The organism is Desulfatiglans anilini DSM 4660 (assembly GCF_000422285.1).
In the GTDB taxonomy this organism is placed as follows: domain Bacteria; phylum Desulfobacterota; class DSM-4660; order Desulfatiglandales; family Desulfatiglandaceae; genus Desulfatiglans; species Desulfatiglans anilini.
The window spans coordinates 82,123-104,839 of sequence record NZ_AULM01000010.1; the positions used below are offsets into that span (position 1 = coordinate 82,123).

At 57.8% G+C, this 22,717-nt stretch carries 18 protein-coding genes and 1 other RNA gene; 12 read left to right on the forward strand and 7 right to left on the reverse strand.

Features of this window, described 5'->3' with window-relative positions; genetic code table 11:
• Window positions 1-376: 376 nt before the first annotated feature.
• The 3 genes from H567_RS0109645 (at window position 377) to pgeF (ending at window position 1,735) form a co-directional block, all read left to right on the forward strand.
• Window positions 377-655 carry an HU family DNA-binding protein gene (locus tag H567_RS0109645; protein ID WP_028321244.1) on the forward strand — a complete coding sequence of 93 codons (279 nt, stop codon included), beginning with the start codon at window positions 377-379 and terminating at the stop codon, window positions 653-655.
• Between the two features lie 36 nt (window positions 656-691).
• Window positions 692-951: signal recognition particle sRNA large type (gene ffs, locus H567_RS27840), an RNA gene on the forward strand.
• A 25-nt stretch (window positions 952-976) separates the two neighbouring features.
• Window positions 977-1,735 (forward strand): peptidoglycan editing factor PgeF, encoded by a 759-nt coding sequence (gene pgeF, locus H567_RS24130; RefSeq protein ID WP_035253925.1) that lies wholly within the window; start codon window positions 977-979, stop codon window positions 1,733-1,735.
• A 7-nt stretch (window positions 1,736-1,742) separates the two neighbouring features.
• Here the strand turns inward: pgeF and H567_RS0109655 are convergent, their stop codons facing one another.
• From H567_RS0109655 to H567_RS0109675, 5 genes are all read right to left on the reverse strand, one after another.
• Window positions 1,743-2,480 carry a hypothetical protein gene (locus tag H567_RS0109655; RefSeq protein ID WP_028321245.1) on the reverse strand — a complete coding sequence of 246 codons (738 nt, stop codon included), beginning with the start codon at window positions 2,478-2,480 and terminating at the stop codon, window positions 1,743-1,745.
• A gap of 24 nt (window positions 2,481-2,504) precedes the next feature.
• Window positions 2,505-5,642 (reverse strand): efflux RND transporter permease subunit, encoded by a 3,138-nt coding sequence (locus tag H567_RS0109660; protein ID WP_028321246.1) that lies wholly within the window; start codon window positions 5,640-5,642, stop codon window positions 2,505-2,507.
• On the reverse strand, window positions 5,639-6,643 hold the full coding sequence (locus tag H567_RS0109665) for an efflux RND transporter periplasmic adaptor subunit (RefSeq protein WP_161626590.1): 1,005 nt from the start codon (window positions 6,641-6,643) through the stop codon (window positions 5,639-5,641). The genes H567_RS0109660 and H567_RS0109665 overlap by 4 nt, the downstream gene beginning before the upstream one ends.
• Before the next feature lie 236 nt (window positions 6,644-6,879).
• Window positions 6,880-7,830: a dihydrodipicolinate synthase family protein gene (locus H567_RS0109670; protein WP_028321248.1), complete on the reverse strand. Its 951-nt coding sequence runs from the start codon at window positions 7,828-7,830 to the stop codon at window positions 6,880-6,882.
• On the reverse strand, window positions 7,808-8,821 hold the full coding sequence (locus tag H567_RS0109675; protein WP_028321249.1) for a KpsF/GutQ family sugar-phosphate isomerase: 1,014 nt from the start codon (window positions 8,819-8,821) through the stop codon (window positions 7,808-7,810). The genes H567_RS0109670 and H567_RS0109675 overlap by 23 nt, the downstream gene beginning before the upstream one ends.
• A 561-nt stretch (window positions 8,822-9,382) precedes the next feature.
• Here H567_RS0109675 and H567_RS0109680 point away from each other — a divergent pair.
• The 3 genes from H567_RS0109680 to H567_RS0109700 all read left to right on the forward strand — a co-directional run bounded on the left by H567_RS0109680 (window position 9,383) and on the right by H567_RS0109700 (window position 13,742).
• A complete protein-coding gene (locus tag H567_RS0109680; RefSeq protein ID WP_084517096.1) occupies window positions 9,383-10,123 on the forward strand; it encodes a nicotinamidase in 741 nt (246 codons plus the stop codon).
• A gap of 354 nt (window positions 10,124-10,477) precedes the next feature.
• A complete protein-coding gene (locus H567_RS0109690; protein ID WP_084517098.1) occupies window positions 10,478-11,323 on the forward strand; it encodes a helix-turn-helix domain-containing protein in 846 nt (281 codons plus the stop codon).
• Window positions 11,324-11,579: 256 nt separating this feature from the next.
• A complete protein-coding gene (locus H567_RS0109700) occupies window positions 11,580-13,742 on the forward strand; it encodes a hypothetical protein (protein WP_153306126.1) in 2,163 nt (720 codons plus the stop codon).
• Window positions 13,743-13,945: 203 nt separating this feature from the next.
• On the opposite strand, the gene H567_RS29005 is transcribed toward H567_RS0109700, so the two are convergent.
• Window positions 13,946-14,149: a hypothetical protein gene (locus tag H567_RS29005; RefSeq protein ID WP_161626591.1), complete on the reverse strand. Its 204-nt coding sequence runs from the start codon at window positions 14,147-14,149 to the stop codon at window positions 13,946-13,948.
• Window positions 14,150-14,515: 366 nt separating this feature from the next.
• Between H567_RS29005 and H567_RS27125 the strand changes: the two genes are divergently transcribed.
• Window positions 14,516-16,876, forward strand: coding sequence for a hybrid sensor histidine kinase/response regulator (locus H567_RS27125; protein WP_161626592.1), 2,361 nt, complete (start codon window positions 14,516-14,518; stop codon window positions 16,874-16,876).
• Here the strand turns inward: H567_RS27125 and H567_RS0109710 are convergent.
• On the reverse strand, window positions 16,866-17,723 hold the full coding sequence (locus tag H567_RS0109710; protein ID WP_084517100.1) for a methyltransferase domain-containing protein: 858 nt from the start codon (window positions 17,721-17,723) through the stop codon (window positions 16,866-16,868). The two genes, H567_RS27125 and H567_RS0109710, sit on opposite strands and share 11 nt — an antisense overlap.
• Window positions 17,724-18,241: 518 nt before the next feature.
• Between H567_RS0109710 and H567_RS0109715 the strand changes: the two genes are divergently transcribed.
• The 5 genes from H567_RS0109715 to H567_RS0109735 all read left to right on the forward strand — a co-directional run bounded on the left by H567_RS0109715 (window position 18,242) and on the right by H567_RS0109735 (window position 22,706).
• Window positions 18,242-19,396 (forward strand): radical SAM protein, encoded by a 1,155-nt coding sequence (locus tag H567_RS0109715; protein ID WP_035253929.1) that lies wholly within the window; start codon window positions 18,242-18,244, stop codon window positions 19,394-19,396.
• A 116-nt stretch (window positions 19,397-19,512) separates the two neighbouring features.
• Window positions 19,513-20,199 carry a precorrin-2 dehydrogenase/sirohydrochlorin ferrochelatase family protein gene (locus H567_RS24140; RefSeq protein WP_028321255.1) on the forward strand — a complete coding sequence of 229 codons (687 nt, stop codon included), beginning with the start codon at window positions 19,513-19,515 and terminating at the stop codon, window positions 20,197-20,199.
• Window positions 20,200-20,204: 5 nt separating this feature from the next.
• Window positions 20,205-21,038 carry a c-type cytochrome biogenesis protein CcsB gene (gene ccsB / locus H567_RS0109725; protein WP_028321256.1) on the forward strand — a complete coding sequence of 278 codons (834 nt, stop codon included), beginning with the start codon at window positions 20,205-20,207 and terminating at the stop codon, window positions 21,036-21,038.
• On the forward strand, window positions 21,038-22,378 hold the full coding sequence (gene hemA, locus H567_RS24145) for a glutamyl-tRNA reductase (protein ID WP_051184683.1): 1,341 nt from the start codon (window positions 21,038-21,040) through the stop codon (window positions 22,376-22,378). Before ccsB ends, hemA begins: the two co-directional genes overlap by 1 nt.
• On the forward strand, window positions 22,344-22,706 hold the full coding sequence (locus H567_RS0109735) for a molybdenum cofactor biosynthesis protein MoaE (RefSeq protein WP_208598360.1): 363 nt from the start codon (window positions 22,344-22,346) through the stop codon (window positions 22,704-22,706). The genes hemA and H567_RS0109735 overlap by 35 nt, the downstream gene beginning before the upstream one ends.
• Window positions 22,707-22,717 lie beyond the last annotated feature (11 nt).

Sequence of the window (22,717 nt, forward strand, 5' to 3'; positions counted from 1 at the left end):
GGAATGTAAATCGTGTCTGCCGGAAATGGGCGACTGGTCAGGGCTGTGCTCCCTCCCCGGAAACGGCGATTTTTATGCCCTTCGCGGCTTCGATTTGCAGGATTAAGTCTGGGCCGGGCGCCGAATGCCTGCGCACAAACGTTTGTTTTTCGGGCGTGGGCGAAGAATCGGTCTATAGTTTCGAGAAGGGGGATCGGGCCTCGGGACCGCCTCTACCAGGTCTCGAGCCTTTCTCGGGCGGGATAGGTCGTTTTGGGCTGAAGGGGGATGGGGGATCCATTTTCTGGCTTGACTTCACGCGGCTGATCCATTAGGTTTACCCAATCTACTCGGTAACCGCTCATAATCGTTCCCTTATTTTCACCAGAGGAGTGCCATGAACAAGTCGCAGCTGATCGAAGCGCTTGCCAAAGAAGAAAATCTGCCGCTCAAGAAGGCCGAAGAGGTGGTCAATACGATTTTCGCCGAAATGGAGATGGCCCTTGTCAAGGGCGAGCGGGTCGAGATTCGTGGACTGGGCAGTTTCAAGGTGAAGAACTACGACGGCTATAAGGGAAGAAACCCGAAGACGGGGGATGTTATCGAGGTAGCCCCCAAGAAACTGCCCTTTTTCAAGGTGGGTAAAGAGCTCAAGGAACGCGTTGATCTTTTTTGATAAGTTCTTGATCCAGGACGAGATATCAGGCCTTGGTCGTGCTAGACGGGGAGTTAGCGGTGCCCTGTAGCCCGAAATCCGCTCATGCGGGGTCGAAGATCTCCACTGAGGGGGCGCGCGAAACCGCCCCAGGGCGTCCTGGAGACGAGGTGGACCTCACGTAACCGGCGCTTATGAACCCCGCCAGGTCCGGAAGGAAGCAGCGGTAAGTAAGAATGCCTGTGTCGTGATGGAATCTACCTCCTATCTCCCGGATCCCGAGGCGCTTCGTCGCGTTTTCGAATGGGGATGCACGGCCAAGGACTCCAATCCTCTTTCCACATGATCTCCCAAATCCCTCTATTTTTGCGGTTCCCCGGCCTGTCCCGGCAGCCCGGCCTTTCGCACGCCGTTTTCACGAGGCGCGGCGGGGAAAGCTCTCCGCCGTATGACACCCTCAATGTCAGCGAAAGCGTAGGCGATGCGGGAGGGTGCGTGCGGGGGAACCTCGAGAGGATCCGCCGCCACCTGGGGGCCGAGAGGCTCTTCTGGATGAACCAGTGCCACGGGGATACGGTGGCGGTGATTCGGCCGGAAGAAGCGGCCTTGGCAGACACGGTTCCGGACGCGGATGCCCTGGTGACCGATGCCCCCGGTCTGGCCGTCATGGTCAAGCAGGCGGACTGCCAGGGGGTCGTTCTCTTCGACCCGGAAAGGCGCGTGACGGCGGTCGCGCATAGCGGGTGGCGCGGCAGCGTGCGCAACATCCTGGGCTGTACGGTGTCGGTGATGGAGCAGGTCTTCGGATGCATCCCGCGGGACATCCGCGCGGGGGTCGGACCATCGCTCGGCCCGTGCTGTGCGGAGTTCAAATCCTTCCGGGAGATATTTCCCCGTTCCTTCAACGCCTTCAGGGTGGGGGAGGCGCATTTCGACCTGTGGGGCCTCAGCATCCATCAGTTGATGGCCGCCGGCCTGCGGCGGGAACGGATCGAGACGGCCGGGATCTGCACCCGCTGCCGGAAGGATCTGTTCTTTTCCTACAGAGGGGAGGGCGCCACCGGGCGCTTTGCAACGGTAGCCATGCTGAAGCGCCCCTGAGAGGGTGTCAGTCCCGCTGATACATCTCCATCCAGCGTCTGCGCGCAGACGAATACCAGGTCACGGGGTACCCTTCTTCTTCCCCGATCTTTACCGTTTCGTCCTCCAAAGCCGCCCCGCGATAGCGGAGGCCGGCAACGAAGGAGTCTTCACCGATCCCGATCGAGGTCAGGTCCGCCATGTCCAATTTCAGGGCACGGGGGTCGATGATCTCCGCCGGCGGCAGGGGGTAGACCACCGTGCCCTTGGCCCAGGTGCCTGCGCTGACGGCGCTTTGATCCGGCGGATGCGGGGGAACCCGGGGAGGCTCCAGCCAATGGAGCGGCACCGTCCGGAGATGAAGGGCGGGCGGATCGACATCAGGGGGAGGGTCGTAGGGGACGAACTCGAAGACACAACGCTCCCCCTCATAGAATCCGATCTCGAAAAGGCCCGGCCCCTCCCTGCCTCCGCCGAAGCCCCGCAGGTGAAAGAGGTTGTCGAGTTCCCGGAAATCGCGCCATCGCAGTCCGGCTGTCTGCATGATGCGACGCATCGCGTCCAGGTCTTCGTACCAGAGGCGCTTGATCTCCTCCGCGCCGACATAGTCTGGAAAACGATGGAGAATCATGGCTGGAACGGCCGCGGCGTCGCGGTGTTCGACAAGATGCGCCGCAACGGCTTCCCTGGCCGGCAGAGGCAGGAGGCCGCAGACGATTTCGGCGGCGTATCCGCTGACGCGGATGCTTTTGGGAACGTCGACCATCGGACTTCCTCTTGACGTTTACGGTCAGGCGGCTGCCTTTTTGCGGGTGCCGCGGCTCCCGCGCCCCTCGAGCCATGCGCGCCCGCTTTCCACGATGAAGCAGAGCACCGGGACGAGCACCAGCGTCAGAAGGGTGGCGACGGCCAGTCCGAAGATGACCGCGACCGCCATTGGGCCCCACCATTGGCTAGATTCCCCGCCGATATCGAAGGCCAGCCGTCTGAAGTCGAGGCTGATGCCGGTCGCCATGGGGAGGAGCCCGAGAATGGTGGTGATGGCCGTAAGCATAACGGGCCGGAACCGCACCATCCCCGCCTGCACCAGGGCCTCCTTGAATGGCATCCCGCGGTTTTTCAACTGGTTGTAATAGTCGATCAGCACGATGGCGTTGTTCACGACCACTCCCGCCAGACTGATGACGCCGATTCCCGTCATGATGACGCCGAAGGGGGTCCCGGTGATCAGGAGGCCCAGAAAGACCCCGATCAGGGACAGGAGGACCGAGGTCAGGATGATGCAGGGCGTGAAAAAGGAGTTGAACTGGGTCATCAGGACCAGAAAGATCAGAAAAAGGGTGGCTGTGAAGGCCTTCGAGAGAAAGGCCGAGGCCTTTTCCTGCTCCTGCTGTTCTCCGGTGAAGCGGTGGTTGTAGCCGCGGGGCCACTCGAATCCCGCCCCGATCCGGGCCTCGATATCCCGGATGACCTCATTGGCGAGCCTCCCGGAGACATCCCCCGAAATGGTGACGACGCGCTTCTGGTCGAGGCGCATGATGGCGCCGAGGCCGCTCGCGATGCCGATCTCGGCGACCGTAGACAGGGGGATCGGCTCTCCGCGCGGGCCCGAGATCGTGAGACGCTCGAGGTTCTCGATGCTGTGGCGGTCGCGCTCGGGGAGCCGGGCCAGGATGTCGTATTCATCCTTCCCGTCGCGGAAAACGCCGACCTTGACGCCGTTGATGGCGGCCTTGATGGTGTAGGCGATATAATAGGTGTCGAGCCCCAGGAGGGCTGCCTTTTCCTTGTCGACCCGGATGCGGATCTCCGGCTTTCCCTTGACGAAGTTGTCTTTCAGGTCAACGAGGCCGGGGATGTCGCTGATCGCCTTGTGGACCCGGGCGGCGAGTTCGCCGAGCACGTGGATGTCATCGCCGCTGATCTCGAGGTTGATGGGCGGACCGGTGGGCGGGCCTTCCTCTTCTCTTTCGACCTGCACCTCCGCCCCGATGATCCGCTCCAGCAGCCGGGTGCGAACCTCTTTGACAATTTCGGACGATGGGCGCGTCCGGTCGTGGAATTCCCGGAAATCGAGGGCCACCCGGCTCAGGTGGGTGCCGGTCCCGCCCTGTGAAAAGGGGTCCCCTCCGACCAGCCCGACGTCGGAGATGACATAGCGGATGTCCTCGTATGGGGAGAGGACGGACTCGACCTCTTTGACGAGCTGGTCGGAGGCGTCGAGGCTCGCCCCCTCGGGCGCCTTGATGTGGACATAGGCACGCCGTGGTTCGGTTTCAGGGAAGAACTCGAAGCCCTTGCCGAGGAGCCCGAAGGCTGCCGCCGAACCGATGAGAAGCAGGAAGGCCAGGAAAACCACCAGGATCGGATGTCTTAAGGACCCCTCGAGGAGGCGGGCGTAGACGCGCTTGACGAGCGGTTCACGGCCCGGCTGCGCGCCGTTGGCGGGGGCTGCCGGTTTGGCCGTCTGGTAGCGTGCGGAAAGGACGGGGTTGATCACCAGGGCCACGAAGAGGGAAGCCGACAGGGCCATGATGATGGTCTGCGGGAGGAACTTCATGAATTCCCCCATGATGCCGGGCCAGAAGAGCATCGGGAAGAAGGCGCCGAGGGTGGTCAGCGTGGACGTGATCACCGGCCAGGCGACCTGATCGGTGCCGACCGCGGCCGCCTCCCCGCGCGTCATTCCCTGCTGGATGTGGCGGTAGATGTTCTCGACGATGACGATGCCGTTGTCCACGAGCATGCCGAGGGCGAGGATCAGCGAGAAGAGGACCACCATGTTGAGGGTGATGCCGAAGGCGGCGAGGAGCGCGAAGGTGATGAGCATCGAGTAGGGGATGGCCAACGCCACGAAGAAGGCTGAGCGGCCGCCGATGAAGATGAAGATGACCGCCAGGACGAGGACGAGGCCCGTGAGGATGTTGTTCTCCAGATCCGCGATCATGAGCCGCACGTCGTCGGACATGTCGGAGGTCAGGTCGATGGCGAGCGCGGAAGGGAGGAGCGGTTTCATTTCCGCGACGACCCGCTTGACCTCGTCTGTGACCCGGACGATATTCTCGCCGGTGCGCTTCTTGATGGCGAGGGTCACGCTCTGCTCGCCGTTGATGCGGCTTCGGGTGAGGGGGTCTTTGTGGGTGTCGAGGATGGTGGCGATGTCGCGGAGGTAGACGGGTTTCCCGTCGCGGACGAAGGCGACGATCGAAAAGATCTCCGCCGGCTGTTTGAAATCCTCGGGGACCCGCACGAGGTATTTCCCCTCGCTGATGTCCATGCTGCCGCCCGGCATGTTGACGTTGCTTCTTGTGACGGACTCCACGATGCTCGAAAAGGGCACGTTGTAGGCGGCCACCCGGTCGAGGTCGAAGGCGACATGGATCTCCCGCTCGAGACCGCCGCTCAGTTCGGCGTCGAGCACCCCCGGGATCGCCTCCATGCGATCCTCCAGATCCTCGGCGAAATTCTGCAGGCGCCGCAGATTGAAGGGGCCCGAGAGGACCACCCGGATTACCGGAAGGTCGGAGAAGTTGACTTCGAGGATGACCGGTTCGTCAGGCAGGTCATTGGGCAGGTCGGGCTTGGCCTGGTCCACCTTGTCCCGGACCTTCTGCACGGCATCGTCGATATCGATGTCGGGAAGGAATTTGATGGCCACGGTGGAGATGCCTTCGGCCGATGTCGAGCGGATCTCTTCAACGTCGGCAAGGCCCTTGAGCTTGCGCTCGATGGGGACGGTGATCAGTTCTTCCATGTCTTCCGGGGCCACGCCCTCATAGGTCGTGTTGACGAACACGTAGGGGATGGTGATGTCCGGAAAGGATTCCCGCGGGATGGTCAGGTAGCAGTACAGACCGGTGACGACGATCAGGACGAGCAGGGCGAAGACCGTTACCTCCCGCTTGAGGGCGGTTTGGTTGATGATCATTGGATCCGGACCCTCGTTCCCTCTTCGACGTTGCGCTGCCCCTTGACGATCAGCTGATCTCCAGGCTCGAGACCCGTGACGATCTGGACGCGGTCCCCTTCGATGACACCGATCTCCGCGCTGCGTGCGCGGGCGAAACCGTCCTCGACGACAAAGACCAGCCGTTCGCCGCTCCGGTCAACGACGGCGAAGAGGGGAACAGCCAGCGCATCGGGAATGACGCGGCGCAGGAAGGCGAGCCTCGCGATCATGCCGGGCCGAATCTCGAGGGCCGTATTGTCCATCACGACCTTCACCCGAAAGGTCTTGGTGGCGGGATCGGCCTTGAAGGCGATGAAATCGATGCGGCCGAGGGACTCTTTTCCCGGCAGGGCATCGATACGGACCTGTACGCTTTGACCGACCCGGAGATAACGGACATCGCTCTCGGGCACACTGGCGATGATCTCGATCTGCTCGATGTCGACGAGGTCCAGCAACGGGTCGCCCCGGCTGATGAATTCACCCTGGTCCACGTGCAGAAGGTTGACGCGGCCGCTGATCGGCGCGTGCACGAAACCGTCCTGGTATTCCACCCGGGCCTGATCGAGATCCGCCTCGGCACGGGTCCGTTCGGCGATGCTGTAGTCGAGCTCCTCCTGGGTGATGATCCGCCGGTCGAAGAGCTTGCGGCGCCGGTCGTAAACGTTTTCCGCCAGTTCATAGGCCGCCTTAGCCCGGTCCAGAGCCGCCTTGCGGGCCGCGACATCGATCCTGGCCAGGAGCTCCCCCTTTGCAACGGCGGCTCCTTCGCGGAAAAGGAGCGCCTCGACACGCCCGGCTGCATCGGAGGCGACCCGCACGTCCAGGTGCGGTTCGGTTTGACCCGGCAGAATCAGGATGTCGCGGAGGGGGGCGGGGTGAATCGGAACGACGGAGACCGCAACCTCCGGCGCTTCGCGGCCGGCGGTTTCACCGGCCGTTTTCTGGTCGCGGCATCCCTGGAGAAAAATAGAACCCACAAGAAGGGCGCACAGCAACAGGAGCAGGTGTGCGGCCCCAGATGGTTTCGGTCCGGAATTGATTTGCCGGGTGCAACCGAATCTCCCAGTCGCTAATGAGGGTTTTCTGCCCATATCAACGCCGTCATGCGTTTGCGCGGGGGCGGCCTGCCGGTCGCCGTGCACGCCAACGTGCAGGTTGACGCAGAGATGGGCGAAAAAGACCGTTTCCGGATGGAGTCTGGATTGAATGCGTGTCACCGTGGGCGGTCTTTCATCATCGCTGCGATCTCCCCGGCCAGCGCTTCGGCCGCAGGGCAGGGGACGTGCGAAAAGGGGGACTCGATGACCCCCTCCTTTGCCAGGACCGCTTTGATCACAGCGGCCGGGGAAGCATCATAGCGCTTTTTGACGAGGCGCAGGAAATTGCCGAGATCCCAGATCTGTCTCAGAAAGTCAGGGTAGTTTTTCGAAGATCCCTCGAGGTGCAGCGACGACTGCATGATCGTCTGCCAGCCGCTGGACAGGAGGTTCGCACCGCAGGAAACCACGCCGCTCATGCTCGGAAAATCCAGAAAATGCTCCTCGTCGCCGTCGTAGATCCGGAAATCGGGGTGCGCCCTCACCGCCTTCTGATAACCCCCGGCGCGGTCGAGGGAGCCGTGGAAGATCAGGCCCGCAAGATGGGGCAGCGAGCTGAGCTCTTTCAGGATGGCGGTGCGGATGTTGCTGCGTTTAAGCCGCTTTGCGGTCGAACCGACGAGAGCCGGGTCGTTGTAAAGCAGAAACGTCCCATCGCCGGTCAACTCCCGGTATTCCCGATAGAGAGCGGCGAGCCCGCGGTTGCTGTGGTAGTACAAGGGCGCATCGACGAAGAAAACGGCGTGCTCCGCGGCGTGACGCTTCCGCAGGCGGTTCAGGATCACCAGGGTCTGCCGGGTGCGTTCTTCATCTTCGTTGGTGAACCAGATGAGGACAGGTTTTCGGCCGCGAAGTACCAGCAGGGCGTCTTCGAGGAGTTTGGCCCGGGTGTCCGGATCGAGGAAAACGCCCTCGCCCGCCCGTGGGCTTGCGAGGAGCACCGCCTGGCAGTTGCCTGCGACACGGTCGAGCAGACGTCCCAGGCTTCGGCTGTCGAGCGATCCGTCGCCTTGCATCGGGGTGACGAGATCGGTCAGGAGCCCCTTAGGGGAGCGGATGTTTGCCATTGACTTTGAACTCCTCCCGCCCAAGCAGGTCGTGGAGATGGACAATGCCGACCACGCAGTGGCCCCGGTCGACGACGGCCAGGTGCGTGATCTCGTAAAGCTCCATCAGCCCCAGGGCCTCAAGGGTGGTCTGGTCTTCGTCGACGGTCTTGGGGGAGGGGGTCATGACGGAGCTGATCGGCCGGGCAAGATCTGGGCGGTCGTTGAGCAGGATGCGCCGTATGTCACCGTCGGTGAAAATGCCTTCGAGGGTTCGGTCCTCCCTGACGACGAGCGTTGCGCCCAAGTCCTTGACGTTCATCTCACGGATGGCTTCGGCGATCGGTGTATCCAGCGTTACAATGGGGATGCGGTCGCCCGTCAGCATGATCTCCCGCAGTTTCACCGACAAGCGCTCGCCAAGACTTCCGCCTGGGTGGAAGCGCCGAAAGTCGTCCTGGCTGAACCGATGCTGGTTGATGAGGACGACAGCCAAGGCGTCTCCCATGGCGAGGGCGGCGGTTGTACTGGCTGTCGGGGCCAATCCCATCGGGCAGGCCTCCCGGTCGACGCCGACGTCGATCACCTCGTCGCAGAGGGCGGCCATCGAAGAGTCGAGCCGCCCGGTGAATCCGATCACCCCTGTGCCCATCTGTTTCAAAATGGGGAGTATCATATTGATTTCATTCGTTTGCCCGCTATTGGAGATGGCCAGGACAATGTCATCTTGCGTCACCATGCCGAGATCACCGTGGATGGCCTCCGCGGGATGCAGGAAAAGGGCGGGTGTGCCGGTGCTGTTCAGGGTGGCGGCTATCTTCCGGGCGATCAGGCCGGACTTGCCCATGCCCGTCAGGATGACCCGTCCCTTGGATTTGAGGATCATTTCGATGGCCCTTGTAAAGGAAGGGCCGACTTTGTCCACCAGGGCGAGGATGCTTTCCGCCTCGATCGTCAGAACCTGTCTGGCCTGACCGAGGATCTCCCGGCCCGAACGTTTTGGTTTCGCCATGTCTTTAGGGTCCTAGCGTATATTGCCCTGTTTCGAAAGAGAGATTCAAAAAAATACATGTTTAACACCGGGCAGGACGGAGCTCAAGACTTTATTGTTTTGGAGGTCAGAGGGCCGAAGGGAATCCGAAAAATCCTTTTTACACAAAAGTATGCAATAACAAATGCTTGACGATCTATTTTGAGTGGTTGCATCAGCTTTCAGGTGGCAAAATTCACCCATCGAGAAACGGAGTTCGATGCACCAACCCCCGGCCTGCTGAGACTGGTCTGGACAGTGGGTTGAAAATAGGCGAGAATCGGCATAGTTCCGCAAGCTCGAGACTGAACGCGGGGGCATGACGTCTCTCTATTGCCATCCATCCGGATATGGTCTTCCGGTACGGCGCCGCGTGTGGAAAAATCTCTGGTGTACAGGCCGTTGAAAAAGGCCTGCTGCAAGGTTTGTGAAATTCCGTGGATTAAGGGCTGCGCATGACTGCGCCGCCGGGAGACGGGATGCGTGTGACGCGGCAGATGGCCTCTTTTGAAGGGCAGATAAGAAGGACAGGAGGGTTCGACGATGGCTGACAAGGATAAACGAAATGGAGAGCCGCTTGATTTCTGCAGGACTGCGCCGTCCGCCGAACAGGCGAGGGCGGCTGATGCCGATGAACCCTGCGACGATTACAGGGCGGCGACAGGCATCGGCGACTCTGAGGGCGAGGAAGATGCCGCCGTTTCCCCGCAACCTGGAAAAGGCGATGCCCTGGTCCTCATCGACATCCAGAACGACTTCTTGCGCGGCGGTGCGCTGGAGGTGCCGGGCGGGGAGGAGGTGGTCCCGGTCTTGAACCGTTACATGAAGATTTTCGAGGGAAAGGGCTTGCCGATTATCGCAACGCGTGACTGGCACCCGCCGGACCATGGCTCCTTCAAACAGCAGGGTGGCCCTTGGCCGCCGCACTGTGTTCTAGAGACCCCCGGCGCGGCTTTTTCTCCGGGACTGCACTTGCCGGGATCCGCCGTCATCGTCTCGACGGGTGCGGAAGCGGAAAAAGAGGGATATTCGGGCTTCGAGGAGGAAACCCTCGAGCATCACCTCAAGCGTGCGGAAACCAAACGACTCTGGGTGGGTGGGCTTGCCACCGATTACTGTGTCCGCCACACGGTTCTCGATGCCCTGCGAAGGGGCTACGAGGTTCTCCTCCTCGAAGATGCGGTCCGGGCGGTTGATGTGACCGCGGGAGACGGGGAGAGGGCGATCGAAGAAATGCAATCGGAAGGGGCGCAGTTCGTGCGTTTGGAATCCCTCTCCGATTGAGAAAGGGACCTTGCGCTTGCGTTGCCACGCGCTGCGGTTCTCCCGCACACCGGTGGATCGCAGCGCCGATCCCGGGGGCTTTGTTGCACGCGGTAGGGAATGGCAGGGGAGGGGGATGAGATGCGCCCGCGATTCTTCGACCTGCTTATGGCGTATGGGCTGGTTGTCCCGGGGCGGGGGATTTTGGTCGGGGAAGCATTTTAAACTGTATAAATAATCAGATCACTTTTCTTATAAAAGCGCCTTTCAATTTGAACAGATATCTTTATCTGTTGACTTTTCTTTGCCTATCTGTCAAAGTCCTCTCAAATAGTCTAAAAACGCAGACAATTCAGCCCGACGGTTAATTTCGCAATGGCCGGACATCCATCTCAAGAATGGGTCTCGAGCAAAGAAATCATTGCAACCACGGGTATTTCTAGGGCAACACTCAACAATTACATCCGCTTGGGCCTTTTGCCCAAGCCGGTTCTGGCGAATCCCCGAGCCACGGCCGGCGGGCCGAAGCGGTTGGGCTATTTCCCTCCGTCCGTATTGGACCGTATCGAAGAAATTAGACAATTAAAAAGAAGCGGCAAGACAATCGAGGCCATCATCGCGATGCTTCGCGGGGTCCCGACGGAGAGATCCGCTCTTGCATCTTTTGACGAAAAGGGCATTTCAGCGCATGCCCGGGAGAGAAGCGATGAGTGCAGCCGTCCTTCCCCTAACGCCGGCGGCACCGACGATGGGCTGCGCCTTACATTCGATACGGAGCGGGTTCCCTCCTATTTTATCGATGGCTCGCTTCGTGTGACCTGGATGAATCGTGCCGCGGAAAAACGATTTTTCGGGCAGGAAATGTCTGACGGGGCTGCCGGGAGAGGCCAGAGCATCTTCAAGCTCCTTTTCCACTGGAAGATGCATGAAAGCGTCTTGAACTGGAAGGATCTGGTCCGATTTCATATGTCCTATGCCAAGCGCTTCATCGCTCGCGAAGAGATCGATTTCTTGTACACGGGCATTACCAGAAGCGAGGCCGATCTGCTGCGGGAGATTTGGGAGGGGACGGCGGAATTACCGGAAACGGTGTTTCGGGTCGTGCGCATCCCTTTGCTGGGCAGCAATGGTTTGTCGGAATCGGTGCTGATTCACAGCCTGGCCTTTCGGGAAGGGATACTTTTTGCGGTCGAAGCCGATGCCCTATGGCTGGATGGATGACAGTTCGCTTGCCAGAAAGCGCTTTTGTCGAGAACGGATTGTGCTGCCTTGTTTCTGCCGCAACCCGTGTTTGGCGGCGCGGGAGGCTTCGGTTTCAGGCTGGAAAAATTGATCGGGAGGTCTTTCTTCTTCTAACCAGCGCAGTTCCCGGAGTAGGTTTTTTGTTTTTATTTGGAGGGTGGCTTGTTCTGGACAAGCCGTTTCGGATAGACAGGTGCAAAGCTCGACCTGGTCGAAAATGGGGAGAGGGGAGAAGATGGAGAACGGCAATGCAGTTGAGATGGTTTCAGGGACTGGTAAACCGAGGGGAGAGATTGTCCTGCTCGACAATCAGTTTCCTCCCTCACTCTTTAAGCACAGTGATCTGATCGATGGTGGAGATGGTTCTTCGGTAGATGGAAAATATGTTATAAATATTTTGAATTACATGAATTTTACCGGTAATGGGATCCTGCTGCGCCTCCAGCACTCGAGGTTTGAAGAGAGTATTCTGATTCGGGTGTATCCGAATGTGTGCGCCGGGGATGGATTGAGCTGCCGGTGGGAGGGTGAACCGCCGGCCGGATTTCTCGATGATGCCGTGAATGCAGGCCATTTGCTGATCGACCGGGGTGCTTCGGTGCTCGTTGTTCCGATCAGTTTCGGGATGGGAGGCGGGGGGGAGCCTGTGCTGCAGTTCACGGAAGGGGCCTATTCGGTGGCAAGGCGTGAGATGCGGCGGTATGTCTGCCAGAAGCGTCTGAACGTCGAGGTTATTCAGAGCGGTTTTCTTGCTTCGGGCAGCCTGGTTGATTTCAATGCGCGAGCTTTCAAGGTCTGCGTGAGTCCCCTGTCCACCGGGGCCTTCCAGTGGCTCAATACGGACGAGCCGATCGGTTTGCAGATCAGGACTGATCAGGATGTGATATATTCGGGCCTTTGCCGGTTCGTGCGCGGACAGCGGCTCCCGCTTGGTGCGACGGAGGACAGGCAGATTGTCCTCGAGCCCACCCAGAAAGAAATCAGCCGCTTTCAGCGGAGGCGCATCCGGAGTCCCAGACAGCGTCTGTCGCCGCCCCCCACGGTCAACTTCCTTCATCCTCTCCTCGATACCTCCGTGACGCTCGATGTTTGCGATCTTTCGACCTCGGGGTTTTCTGTCTGTGAACATGGCGATGAAGGCCTGTTGGTCCAGGGTTTGATCATTCCCAAACTGGAGATCGAATTTGCGGGCGGCGCCTGCGCGGTTTGTTCAGCGCAGGTCATTTACAGAAGAGAAGAAGAAGCTGCAGGAAGCGTCCGATGCGGATTGGCCATACTCGATATGAGCCTGAGGGATTTTAACAAATTAGCGAATGTCATCAACAAGGTCCAGGATCCTCGAGCACATGTTTCTCCACACATCAACCCGGATGCCCTCTGGGAGTTTTTTTTCGAGACGGGGTTCATTTATCCGGGGAAGTACGCTTTGATCGATGCCGAAAAGAGCGAGTTCAAAAGGACCATCAAGAAACTCTACGAGGAATGCCCTGATATTGCCTGTCATTTCACGTACCAGCAGAACTCCAGGATCTTTGCCCACGTCTCCATGGTGCAGGCGTACGAAAAAGCATGGTTAATTCAACACCATGCCGCAAAGGCTCTGGAAAGCAAGCCGACCGGATTTAATGTCCTCAAGCAAATCATGTATTATCTCTATGATATGTGCCGTCTTCCATCATCGAATATGGATTACCTTTTCTGTTATTACAGACCCGACAACAAATTCCCGGATCGGGTTTTCGGTGGTTTTTCAAGAGGATTGAAAGACAATAAAAAGTGCTCAATGGATGTATTTTCGTATTTTACAATTTTCAAAAAAATACAGAGAGACATAAGTATTTCAAACTTTGACATCAAAACAACAAGCAAAATGGATTTATTTCAATTGAATTTATTCTACAATCATATTTCAGGTGGTTTGATGCTGAATATATTTTCAATGCTGCCGGAAAATATGCAGAATAACAAAACGATTGAAAGTATTTATAAGGATATCGATTTCACAAGGAAAACGAGATTGTATTCTTTAATCTACAATAAGAAGTTATGTGCTGTTATCATCCTTGACCAATCCGATTTCGGATTCAATTTTTCGGAGTTGATCAATGGTATCAAGGCGATTATCCTTGAGCCCAAGTCCTTACCTTGGCCTGTCTTTTATGAGGCTGTCAATCAATTGGCGTCGGATTATAAAACGGATAATGTTCCCGTAATGGTTTTTCCCGGGGGATACGTTTCCTGTGCGAATAAGGCTCCGAAAGATCTAAAACAGTATGTGCTCTGGGCGTATGATGTGGCTATCATTTCGGAATTCATGGAATTTCTCAAGAAAAAATTCCGTATCCGCTATTGGGAGGAGCCTGTAAGAGAAGAAGCTTCTCCAGAAAAAGCTTCTTGATATTTTTTCCTTCCTTAAGTATAAGTCCCGATAATCCTGATATTTTCTTCTACCTTCCTTTTTTGCGTTTGCTTGCGTGGGGCGGCCTGACGGCCGCCGAATCTGCAAACGAGGGATTTCCTTGATAACGGATAGTGCGCCGCACAGGCAAACGTGCAGATCAACGCCGAGATTGACCCAAAAGACCATTTCCGGATCTAGACTCATGAGAGGGTCGGGGACAAACTGCCATGACGGAAGATGCAGCGATTTACAACAGCAGAATCACCAAAGGTTACATCGAATTTCTCAAGAGAGAATATCCCGAAATCGAGTTGGAAACGCTGCTTCACTATGCCGAGATGCCGGTCTATGCGGTGGACGACGAGGCCCACTGGTTTACGCAACGGCAGGTCGACCGCTTTCATGACATCCTGGTCGAGAAGACCGGCAACCCCCACATCGCCCGGGATGTTGGAAGATTTGCCGCCTCATCCGATGCGATGGGGGTCGCGAAGAAATACACCCTTGGTCTTGTCCGTTTGAGCACCGCCTACCTTCTCATGGCCCGTCTCTATCCCATGATCAGCCGCGGAGCCGATATTACCTCGAGAAAGGTGGCTCCGAATAAAATCGAATTGGTCGTGACGCCCAGGCCGGGCGTCCAGGAAAAGCTGTACCAGTGCGAAAATCGCATGGGAACCTTCGAGGCCCTGGCGCGGTTTTTCACGGACAAGTTCGCGACTATCGAGCATCCCGAGTGTTTTCACAACGGGGCGAAGGCCTGCCGCTACATGGTGAGTTGGGAAAAGACGCCTTCCAGCCTCTGGAAGATGGCGCGTAACTATGCCGTTTTGTTCGGGGTGCTTTTGACGGGTGCCTCTCTCTTTCTCTGGCATGTCGAGGTGAGCATCGCGATTGCGGAAATCTTCGCGTTTAGCGTTCTTGCGCTGTCCGTTTACGCGGACAATCTCGAAAAACAAGAGCTTGCCAAAACACTGGAACAGCAGGGCGATACGGCGAAGAAGCTTCTAGATGAAATGAATATCCGCTACAACAATGCATTGCTGGTCGAGGAGATCGGTCGGGCGACGTCCGAAGTGCTTGAGGTTGACCAGCTTCTGGAAGATGTGATGGCGGTCATTTCGAAGCGGCTCGATTTCGACAGAGGGGTTATCTGGCTCGCGAATCAAGAAAATGAGAAATTGATTTACAAGGCCGGCTATGGGTATAGCGCAGAAGAGGAAAAGGTCTTGAAGAAGGCAGAGTTCCACTTGGACAACCCAGAGTCGAAAGGGTTCGCCGTCCAGGCTTTTAAGCATCAAAAGGGATTTCTACTGGATGACGTGGAGGTCATGAAAGATGATCTTTCAACAAAAAGTTATGAGCTGATTTCTCAATTCAATGCCACATCGGTCATTTGCGTCCCATTGGTTTACAAGGGTAGGTCATTAGGGGTCTTGGTCGTCGACAATGTTGAAACCAAGAGGTCATTGAACCAGAGCGACATGAATCTTTTAATGGGTGTGGCATCCCAAACAGCTGTAAGCATTGTGAACGCACGCTCTTTTCAGGAAGTGCAGAATAGTGAAAGAAAATACCGGGAGCTTGTTGAAAACGCCAATAGTATTATCATGCGGGTCGATCCTGAATTCCGAGTGACTTTCTTCAATGAATTCGCCCAGAATTTCTTTGGCTATAAGGAAGGGGAAATTATCGGCAGGAATGTGCATGAAACGCTTTTTTCCTCGAAGGCGCGTGCGGGTTTAAATCTATATCGCTTATTCAAGAACATGAGGGGAAAACCACAATCGCTTCTGGTTGCAGAAGGTGAGTGCACAAGGCATGACGGCCGGCAAGTGATTGTGGCTTGGACATTCAAACCCGTTTTCAAGAATACAGATCAGGAAATTCAACAGATTCTTTGCATTGGCAATGACGTGACTGAATTGAAGAAGGCGGCGGATGCCAACCGGGCCTTGGAGATTAAGTTGCAGCAGGCCCAGAAAATGGAGGCGATTGGAACCCTGGCCGGCGGGATCGCGCACGATTTCAACAATATTTTGACGGCCATCATCGGGTACGCCGAGATAGCGAAACTGCGGCTGACGGGTGAGAGCCGGGCGAGAGAAAGCCTGGAAGAGGTTCTGCGTGCCAGCGATCGTGCGAAGGATCTGGTCGGGCAAATCCTATCGTTCAGCCGGCAGGGCCAGCAGCAACTCCTGCCGGCGCAGATCGGACCGATCGTTAAGGAGGCACTTAAGCTTTTGCGTGCATCATTGCCTTCCACCATACAAATCAAACAGGATATCGATCCGGACGCGGGAGTGGTCAAGGCGGATCCTACCCAGATCCATCAAGTCCTGATGAACCTTTGCACCAACGCACTCCATGCCATGCAGGAGAGGGGGGGGATCCTCACGGTGAGCCTTCGCAACTGGAGTGTCGATGAAGGTTTCGCGTTCCGCAGCCCCGGACTCGAACCTGGAAAGTATGTGAGGCTGCAGGTCCAGGATACGGGATACGGGATTGCGCCGGAGGTCTTGGACCGTATTTTCGAACCGTATTTCACGACGAAGAAGACTGGAGAAGGGACCGGACTCGGACTTGCGGTGGTGCACGGGATCGTAAAGAGCCATGAGGGTGTCATAACCGTCTCGAGTAACCGGGAGGATGGGACGGCTTTCGATGTGTTTCTGCCGGTCATCGAGGGGGGTGAGTTGCCCGTATTGCAGCCGTCAGAGGATTTGCCGCGGGGAGACGAGAGGATCCTTTTCGTGGACGACGAGCATGCACTGGTGCATCTGGGCAAAGAAATGCTGGAATTCCTCGGGTACAGGGTAAATGCCTGCAGCAGCAGCCTGCAGGCGCTCCAGTTGTTTCGGTCCAGGCCGAACGACTTCGATCTTGTGATAACAGATCTGACGATGCCGCACCTGACAGGAGAGGGGCTGGCGCAGGAGGTCCTGTCGATCAGAGAGGATATCCCGATCATCCTTTGCACAGGATTCAAGCAGAAGATGACGGAACGCTACGCGGCGGAAATCGGCCTTCGGGCTTTGCTCATAAAGCCGTTGAGGATGAGGGAAATGGCCGACACAGTCAGACGTGTGCTAGACAAAGGTAGATTGCTGGATGCTCATCCTAAGGCCTGATCCCCTTGCACAGAATGACAGGCGTGTAGGTAAAACGCGCCGGATCTCTGAAAAAGTTCAGGAAATCTTCGAAAAATCCTGTGTGTCCGCCAGGATATCCCGAGAACAGGGATTGTGCTTTCCGTGTGGCCATTTCAGCCTTCTTCAACCAATTGAAGAAGTCGTGCTCTTTCACCTCGCCGTAGATGAGATGGTGAGCCTGCAAATCCACCGTGATATCCCGATAGCCGCTATCGTACAGGTAGCTGTAAAGTTTTCTTCCGGCGTATGGGTCGAAGTTGTATTTTTCTTCCAGCAGCCGCATGAGGTCCATTAGGATCTTTCCTATCTCTTCAGGCAAGGGGAAATGGCTGAGGCAGTTGTAGTCAAGATCGATCAGGCAGAGAATTCCCCGGCTTTTCAGTAGACGTGTCAGGTTTTCCACGATTTGCATGGCTTCAGCCAAGTTGTATTCCAGGACGAATCGGACCAGGATGCAGTCGAATAGACCGGATATTTCAATCGGTTTTCTGATATCGTGAACCTCGAATCGAATGGCGGAATCCTTCCCGTATTTCCGGGCCGCGTAGTCGACGCGCTTCGGGGAATAGTCGATGCCCCAAACTTCTCCTCCAGGCTGAACCAGACGCTGAAGGATCGCAGAAGTCAAGCCGGGGCCGCAGCCTGCATCCAGGACTCGCATTCCTGGACGGATGCCGCTCCATTTCGCCTGGGTCTCGAAGGTCTTTGAGTCGGTCTTGGTTTCGAGGCGGAAACTCTCCTCGTCGCTCTCCATAAGGTAGCTCGATCCGGTGTTCATGGGGTGCCTCTGAAAGGGTTCTCTCGATGTTTTTTCAGAAATGATCAGGTTCCTTTCGGTTTTCTTTGCATTGCGGTTGGCCGCTGAGGAGCCTGAATCCGGCTGATGGCTTCCATTTGCATGCGATGCAGCCGATCATATCCTGTCCTGATGAATTTTGCCATCGTGAATGGGGCCGAAGCCGGCTGTCCACAAGCGATTGGCAGCGTTTGGCTCGAAGGAGGAATGCGCCCGCTGAGCGGCCGCAGGTCGATGGCCTTGATTGAGGTTGATATATTCCAAGGTGTCTGTCATATTAATAAGCTGGTTTCCGGCAGGAGGAGGTCTCTTCGAATCGCCTTCGATACCGAACGTAAACAGGCTGGGTGCTGGTGCGCGAGGGCCGGAAATGAATGTGCCCTACGGGCAAATTTCGACTCTGAACGGGTCTTCTTGCCGATTTCAGGGTGAATTTTCAGGATTGCGGTTCGCATGCACAGGTCGGTGCACGGTGACCGTTCGATTTTGTTCGCATGGGCAAAAGCCCATTTCCATATCGTCATTGAATGAAGGAGCGGTTTATCGTCATGACTCGCAAGACATTCGAGCAGGGCCCCATTCGGCCGCCGAATGAGGCACGCAGCCTGCTGTTGCGTTTTACGCGGAATTGCCCGTGGAATCAGTGCCGTTTTTGTCCGGTATACAAGAATCGGAAGTTTTCGCTGCGGACGGTCGAGGAAATCAAGCAAGACATCCGCACCGCGCGGGAAATCGCCGACGAGATCAAGGACCTTTCCTGGAAGCTCGGGGAATCCGGCAAGGTCACGGACAAGGTCGTAAGCGACATCTTCAGCGGGGGAGGGTACACTGACGCCTACCACAGCGTGGCAGCCTGGCTGTACTACGGTACGGGCGCCTGTTTTCTTCAGGATGCCGACAATCTGGTCATGCCGACCGAGGATCTGGTAGCCTGTCTGAGTTTTCTGCGGGAGACCTTCCCTGAGATCAAGCGCGTCACGACCTATTCGCGGTCCCGGACGATCGTCCGGAAGAGCCTGGAGGCGATGAAGGCCATCCATGAGGCCGGGCTCGATCGGGTCCACATCGGCCTCGAGAGCGGCTATGATCCCGTTCTCAAGCTCATGAAAAAGGGCGTGACGGCCGCCCAGCACATCCAGGCCGGGAGGCTGGTGGTGGATGCGGGGATGGAGCTTTCCGAATACGTCATGCCAGGGCTGGGGGGGCAGGAGATGTGGCGGGAACACGCGGTCGAGACCGCCAGGGTGCTGAACGCCATCAACCCCCATTTCATCCGGTTGAGAAGTCTCCGCATCCCGAAGCGCGTACCCCTCTATGAACTTCTCGAGAAGGGCGAGTTCATCATGCAGACGGACGACATGCTCGCCGAAGAACTCCGGGTGTTCATCGAGCATCTCGATGGCATTACGAGCACGGTCACGAGCGATCACATCATGAACCTGATGGAGGACATCGAGGGGAAACTTCCGGAGGACAAGGAGAAGATGCTCGAGGCGATCGAGCGCTACCAGGAGCTTCCGGATGAGGACCGGCTGGTCTACCGTGTCGGCAGGCGCGGCGGTGCCTACCGCTCCCCGCTCGATTTGAAACGGGATCCGTCGACTTACCAGAAGATCCAGCGGCTGATCCAGGATGTGGAAGTCAAGGAAGGCCGTGACGGGGTGGAACAGTTCATCAAGGAACTCGCAGACCGTTATGTGTGAGGATGAGAGCCGGGGGCAAATTGTCATTGGGGCCGCCGCTGGCGCGAACCTTCATGTGTGAAGATGAGAGTGGAAATCTTTTTTGAACGGGATAGTTCGGGCCCGGGGAAACGCCTGTGAAATATTTTCCGGTCATGCTTGCCCTCGAAGGCCGCCGTGTGCTGGTCGTCGGGGGCGGGAAGGTTGCCGAAAGAAAGGTTCAGACGCTGCTCGAGTACGGAGGGGTGGTCACGCTTGTCTCAAGGGAGGTGACGCCGGCGCTGCAGGCGCTGGCTGAGAGCGGGCGGATCCGCTACCTTGGGCAGGCCTACGAACCTTCGTGTCTTTCCGGCGCTTTTCTGGCGGTTGCGGCCACGGATGACGCGGAGCTCAATCACGTTGTCAGCGAGGATGCCCAGGCGCGCGGGATTCTCATCAATGCGGTGGATCAGCCGGCCGACTGCACGTTCATCCTTCCCTCCATCATCAAGCGCGGCGATCTCGTCCTGGCCGTTTCGACTTCGGGCCGCAGTCCGGCAACCGCCAAGCGGATCCGCCGCAGGCTCGAAACTCTGTTCGGCCCCGAGTATGCCCTTTTCCTCAGGATGATGGGATGCATCAGGGAGGCCGTCATGGCGCTGGGCCTGACGCAGGAGGAAAACAGCCGGGTTTTCCATGAACTCGCGGGTTCGAAGGCGCTCGAAGCCATCGGCCGGGGGGCGTGGACCGAGGTCGAGGCCATTCTTGCCGGGATTCTGCCCGGAGGGCTCGATCCGCAGGAGATCTGTCGAGCGGCGCAAAAAGGCGCCGAGGCGGAGGAGTAAGCCGCTTGCTCTGGTTTTATCTGGCGCTGATTCTCGAATGGATGGCCACCGCCGGTTTCCTGGCCTACATCATCACGCGGCGGAAAGGATTCTTCCGGTACGGGTACGGCTTCCTGCTGGCCGGGTTCATTGCCCACACGATCTTCCTGGGCTATCGTTATCATCTCCTGGAAGCCGCGCCCGTTTTGAATTTCAAGGCGGCGCTCGGGTTCTTCGCCTGGAGCATCGTCCTGGTTTATCTGATCTTCGAGATCCGATTCAGACTGAAGGTCCTCGGTTCCTTCGTCGCACCTTTCGCCGCCTTCCTGATGGCCTTGTCCTTTACGCTGACCGGAGTCGATGAGCCGGTCAAACCGATCTTCAAGAGCTTGTGGCTGCCGGTGCATGTGGTGACGGTCTTCGCTGGGAACGGCCTCTTTACCATCACTTTCGTGGCCTCCGGGATGTATCTGCTCCAGGAGCGGTTCATCAAGCGGAAACGGCTTGGTGCGCTGTACACCAGGCTGCCGTCCCTGGCCACCCTCGATGCGATCGCTCATCATGCCTTGATCTATGGTTTTTCCTTTATGACCGTCGGGATGATCACGGGCTCCATTTATGCCCAGGTGGCCTTGGGGAGCTACTGGCAGTGGGATCCCAAGGAGGTCTGGTCGTTGATTACCTGGCTCCTTTACGCCGTGTTGCTGCACCAGCGGCTGACCGTTGGATGGCGCGGCCGGCGCGCGGCGATTATGGCGATGGTCTGTTTCGCGATGCTGATCTTTACATTTGCAGGGGCGAGTTTCTGGCTCGGCGGATACCACAGCTTCGAGAATCTCGGCGCCCGGAATGGATTGTGATGAAGATCATCAGCATCGGAATGAACCATGAGACCGCTCCTGTGGAACTGCGGGAATGCCTGGCGGGTGAGGCGGACAGCGCGGGGCAGGCGCTGAGGGCCATGCGCGGGATCGGCTCACTTCAGGAAAGCTTCTTCCTTTCGACCTGCAACCGGGTGGAGGCCCTGTTCACGACGGAGAATCCCGGGCCGGCGGCCGAAGCGGTCGTGGAGTTTCTGGCCCGCATGGGGCGGGTCGAAGAAGGGATCCTGCGAGCCCATCTTTATGTGCTCGAGGACAGGGAGGCTGTCGGGCATGTGTTCAGCGTCGCCTCGAGCCTCGACTCCATGGTCGTGGGCGAGCCGCAGATCCTGGGCCAGATCAAGGAGGCCTACTTCCTGGCGACCCGCGAGAAGTCCTCAGGGGTGATCCTGAACCGGTTGATGCACCGCGCTTTCCATGTCGCCAAACGCGTCCGGACCGAGACGGGCATCTGCGAGGCGGCTGTCTCCATCAGCTACGCCGCGGTGGAACTGGCGAAGAAGATCTTCCACGAACTGGAGGGGAAAAAGGTTCTGCTCATCGGGGCGGGCGAGATGGCGGAACTGGCCGCCAAGCACCTTTACCGCCAGGGGGCGCAGGAGATCTTCGTGGCCAACCGGACCCTCGAGCGCGCGCAGCAGGTTGCCGCGCCGTTGGGGGCGAAGGCGGTCACGCTCGAGGAGATCGATGCGCGGCTCCAGGATGTCGATATCGTCGTGGCATCGACCGCCGCCGCCGGCTATGTCATCACCCATGCGCAGGTGAAGGCCTGCCTCAAGAAACGGCGAAACCGTCCGCTTTTCTTCATCGACATTGCGGTTCCGCGGGACGTCGAGCCGCGGGTCAACACGCTCGACAACGTTTACGTGTACGATATCGACGATCTGAAAGGGGTGATTCAGTTCAACCTGGCCCAAAGGCGCCAGGAAGCGCTCAAGGCCAGGGCGATCGTCGAGGAGGAGGTGTGCAAGTTCGAGAAGTGGTTGAAGACCCTTTCCGTGGTCCCTACGATCGTGTCCCTGCAGCGCAAGGCCGAAACGATCATACAGACCGAACTCAGGAAGAGCCATTCGGCGCTCGAGCATCTGCCTGAATGGCAGCAGGAGGCTGTTGCAACGCTTGCCCGTTCGATTGCGGAGAAACTGCTGAACGATCCCATCCTCTTCCTGAAAGGGCGGGCGGACCGCAAGACGGTCAACGATTACCTGGATGTGACTCGCAGGCTGTTCAACCTGGATGATGAGCGCCGGGAATTCTCGGCGCACAGTGCAGACAAAGGAGACGATGATGGACCTGAGCGCGATGATTCAAACGCTTAAACGGCACCCTCGATTCGATGCGATGGGCATGATTGCAAGCCACCTGGGGATCGTCAGAGGCCACTCCTTGAAAGGGGGGCAGGTCTCGGCTATCGAGGTGGTCTTCGATCCAGATGTCATAGAGCGTATTGTCAATGAAACCAAAGCAATGGACGGCATTGTCGATGTGTTGGTAGAAGTCAATCCCGGCCGTCTTTCGGTGGGGGATGAGGTGATGGCGGTAGCGGTCGGTGGGGATACCCGTGAGCACGTCTTCCCGGCCCTCGAACAGACGGTGAACCGGATCAAGGCCGAGGCGAGCCGCAAGCGGGAGATCTTCAAAGAGTAGGGGAGGGGATC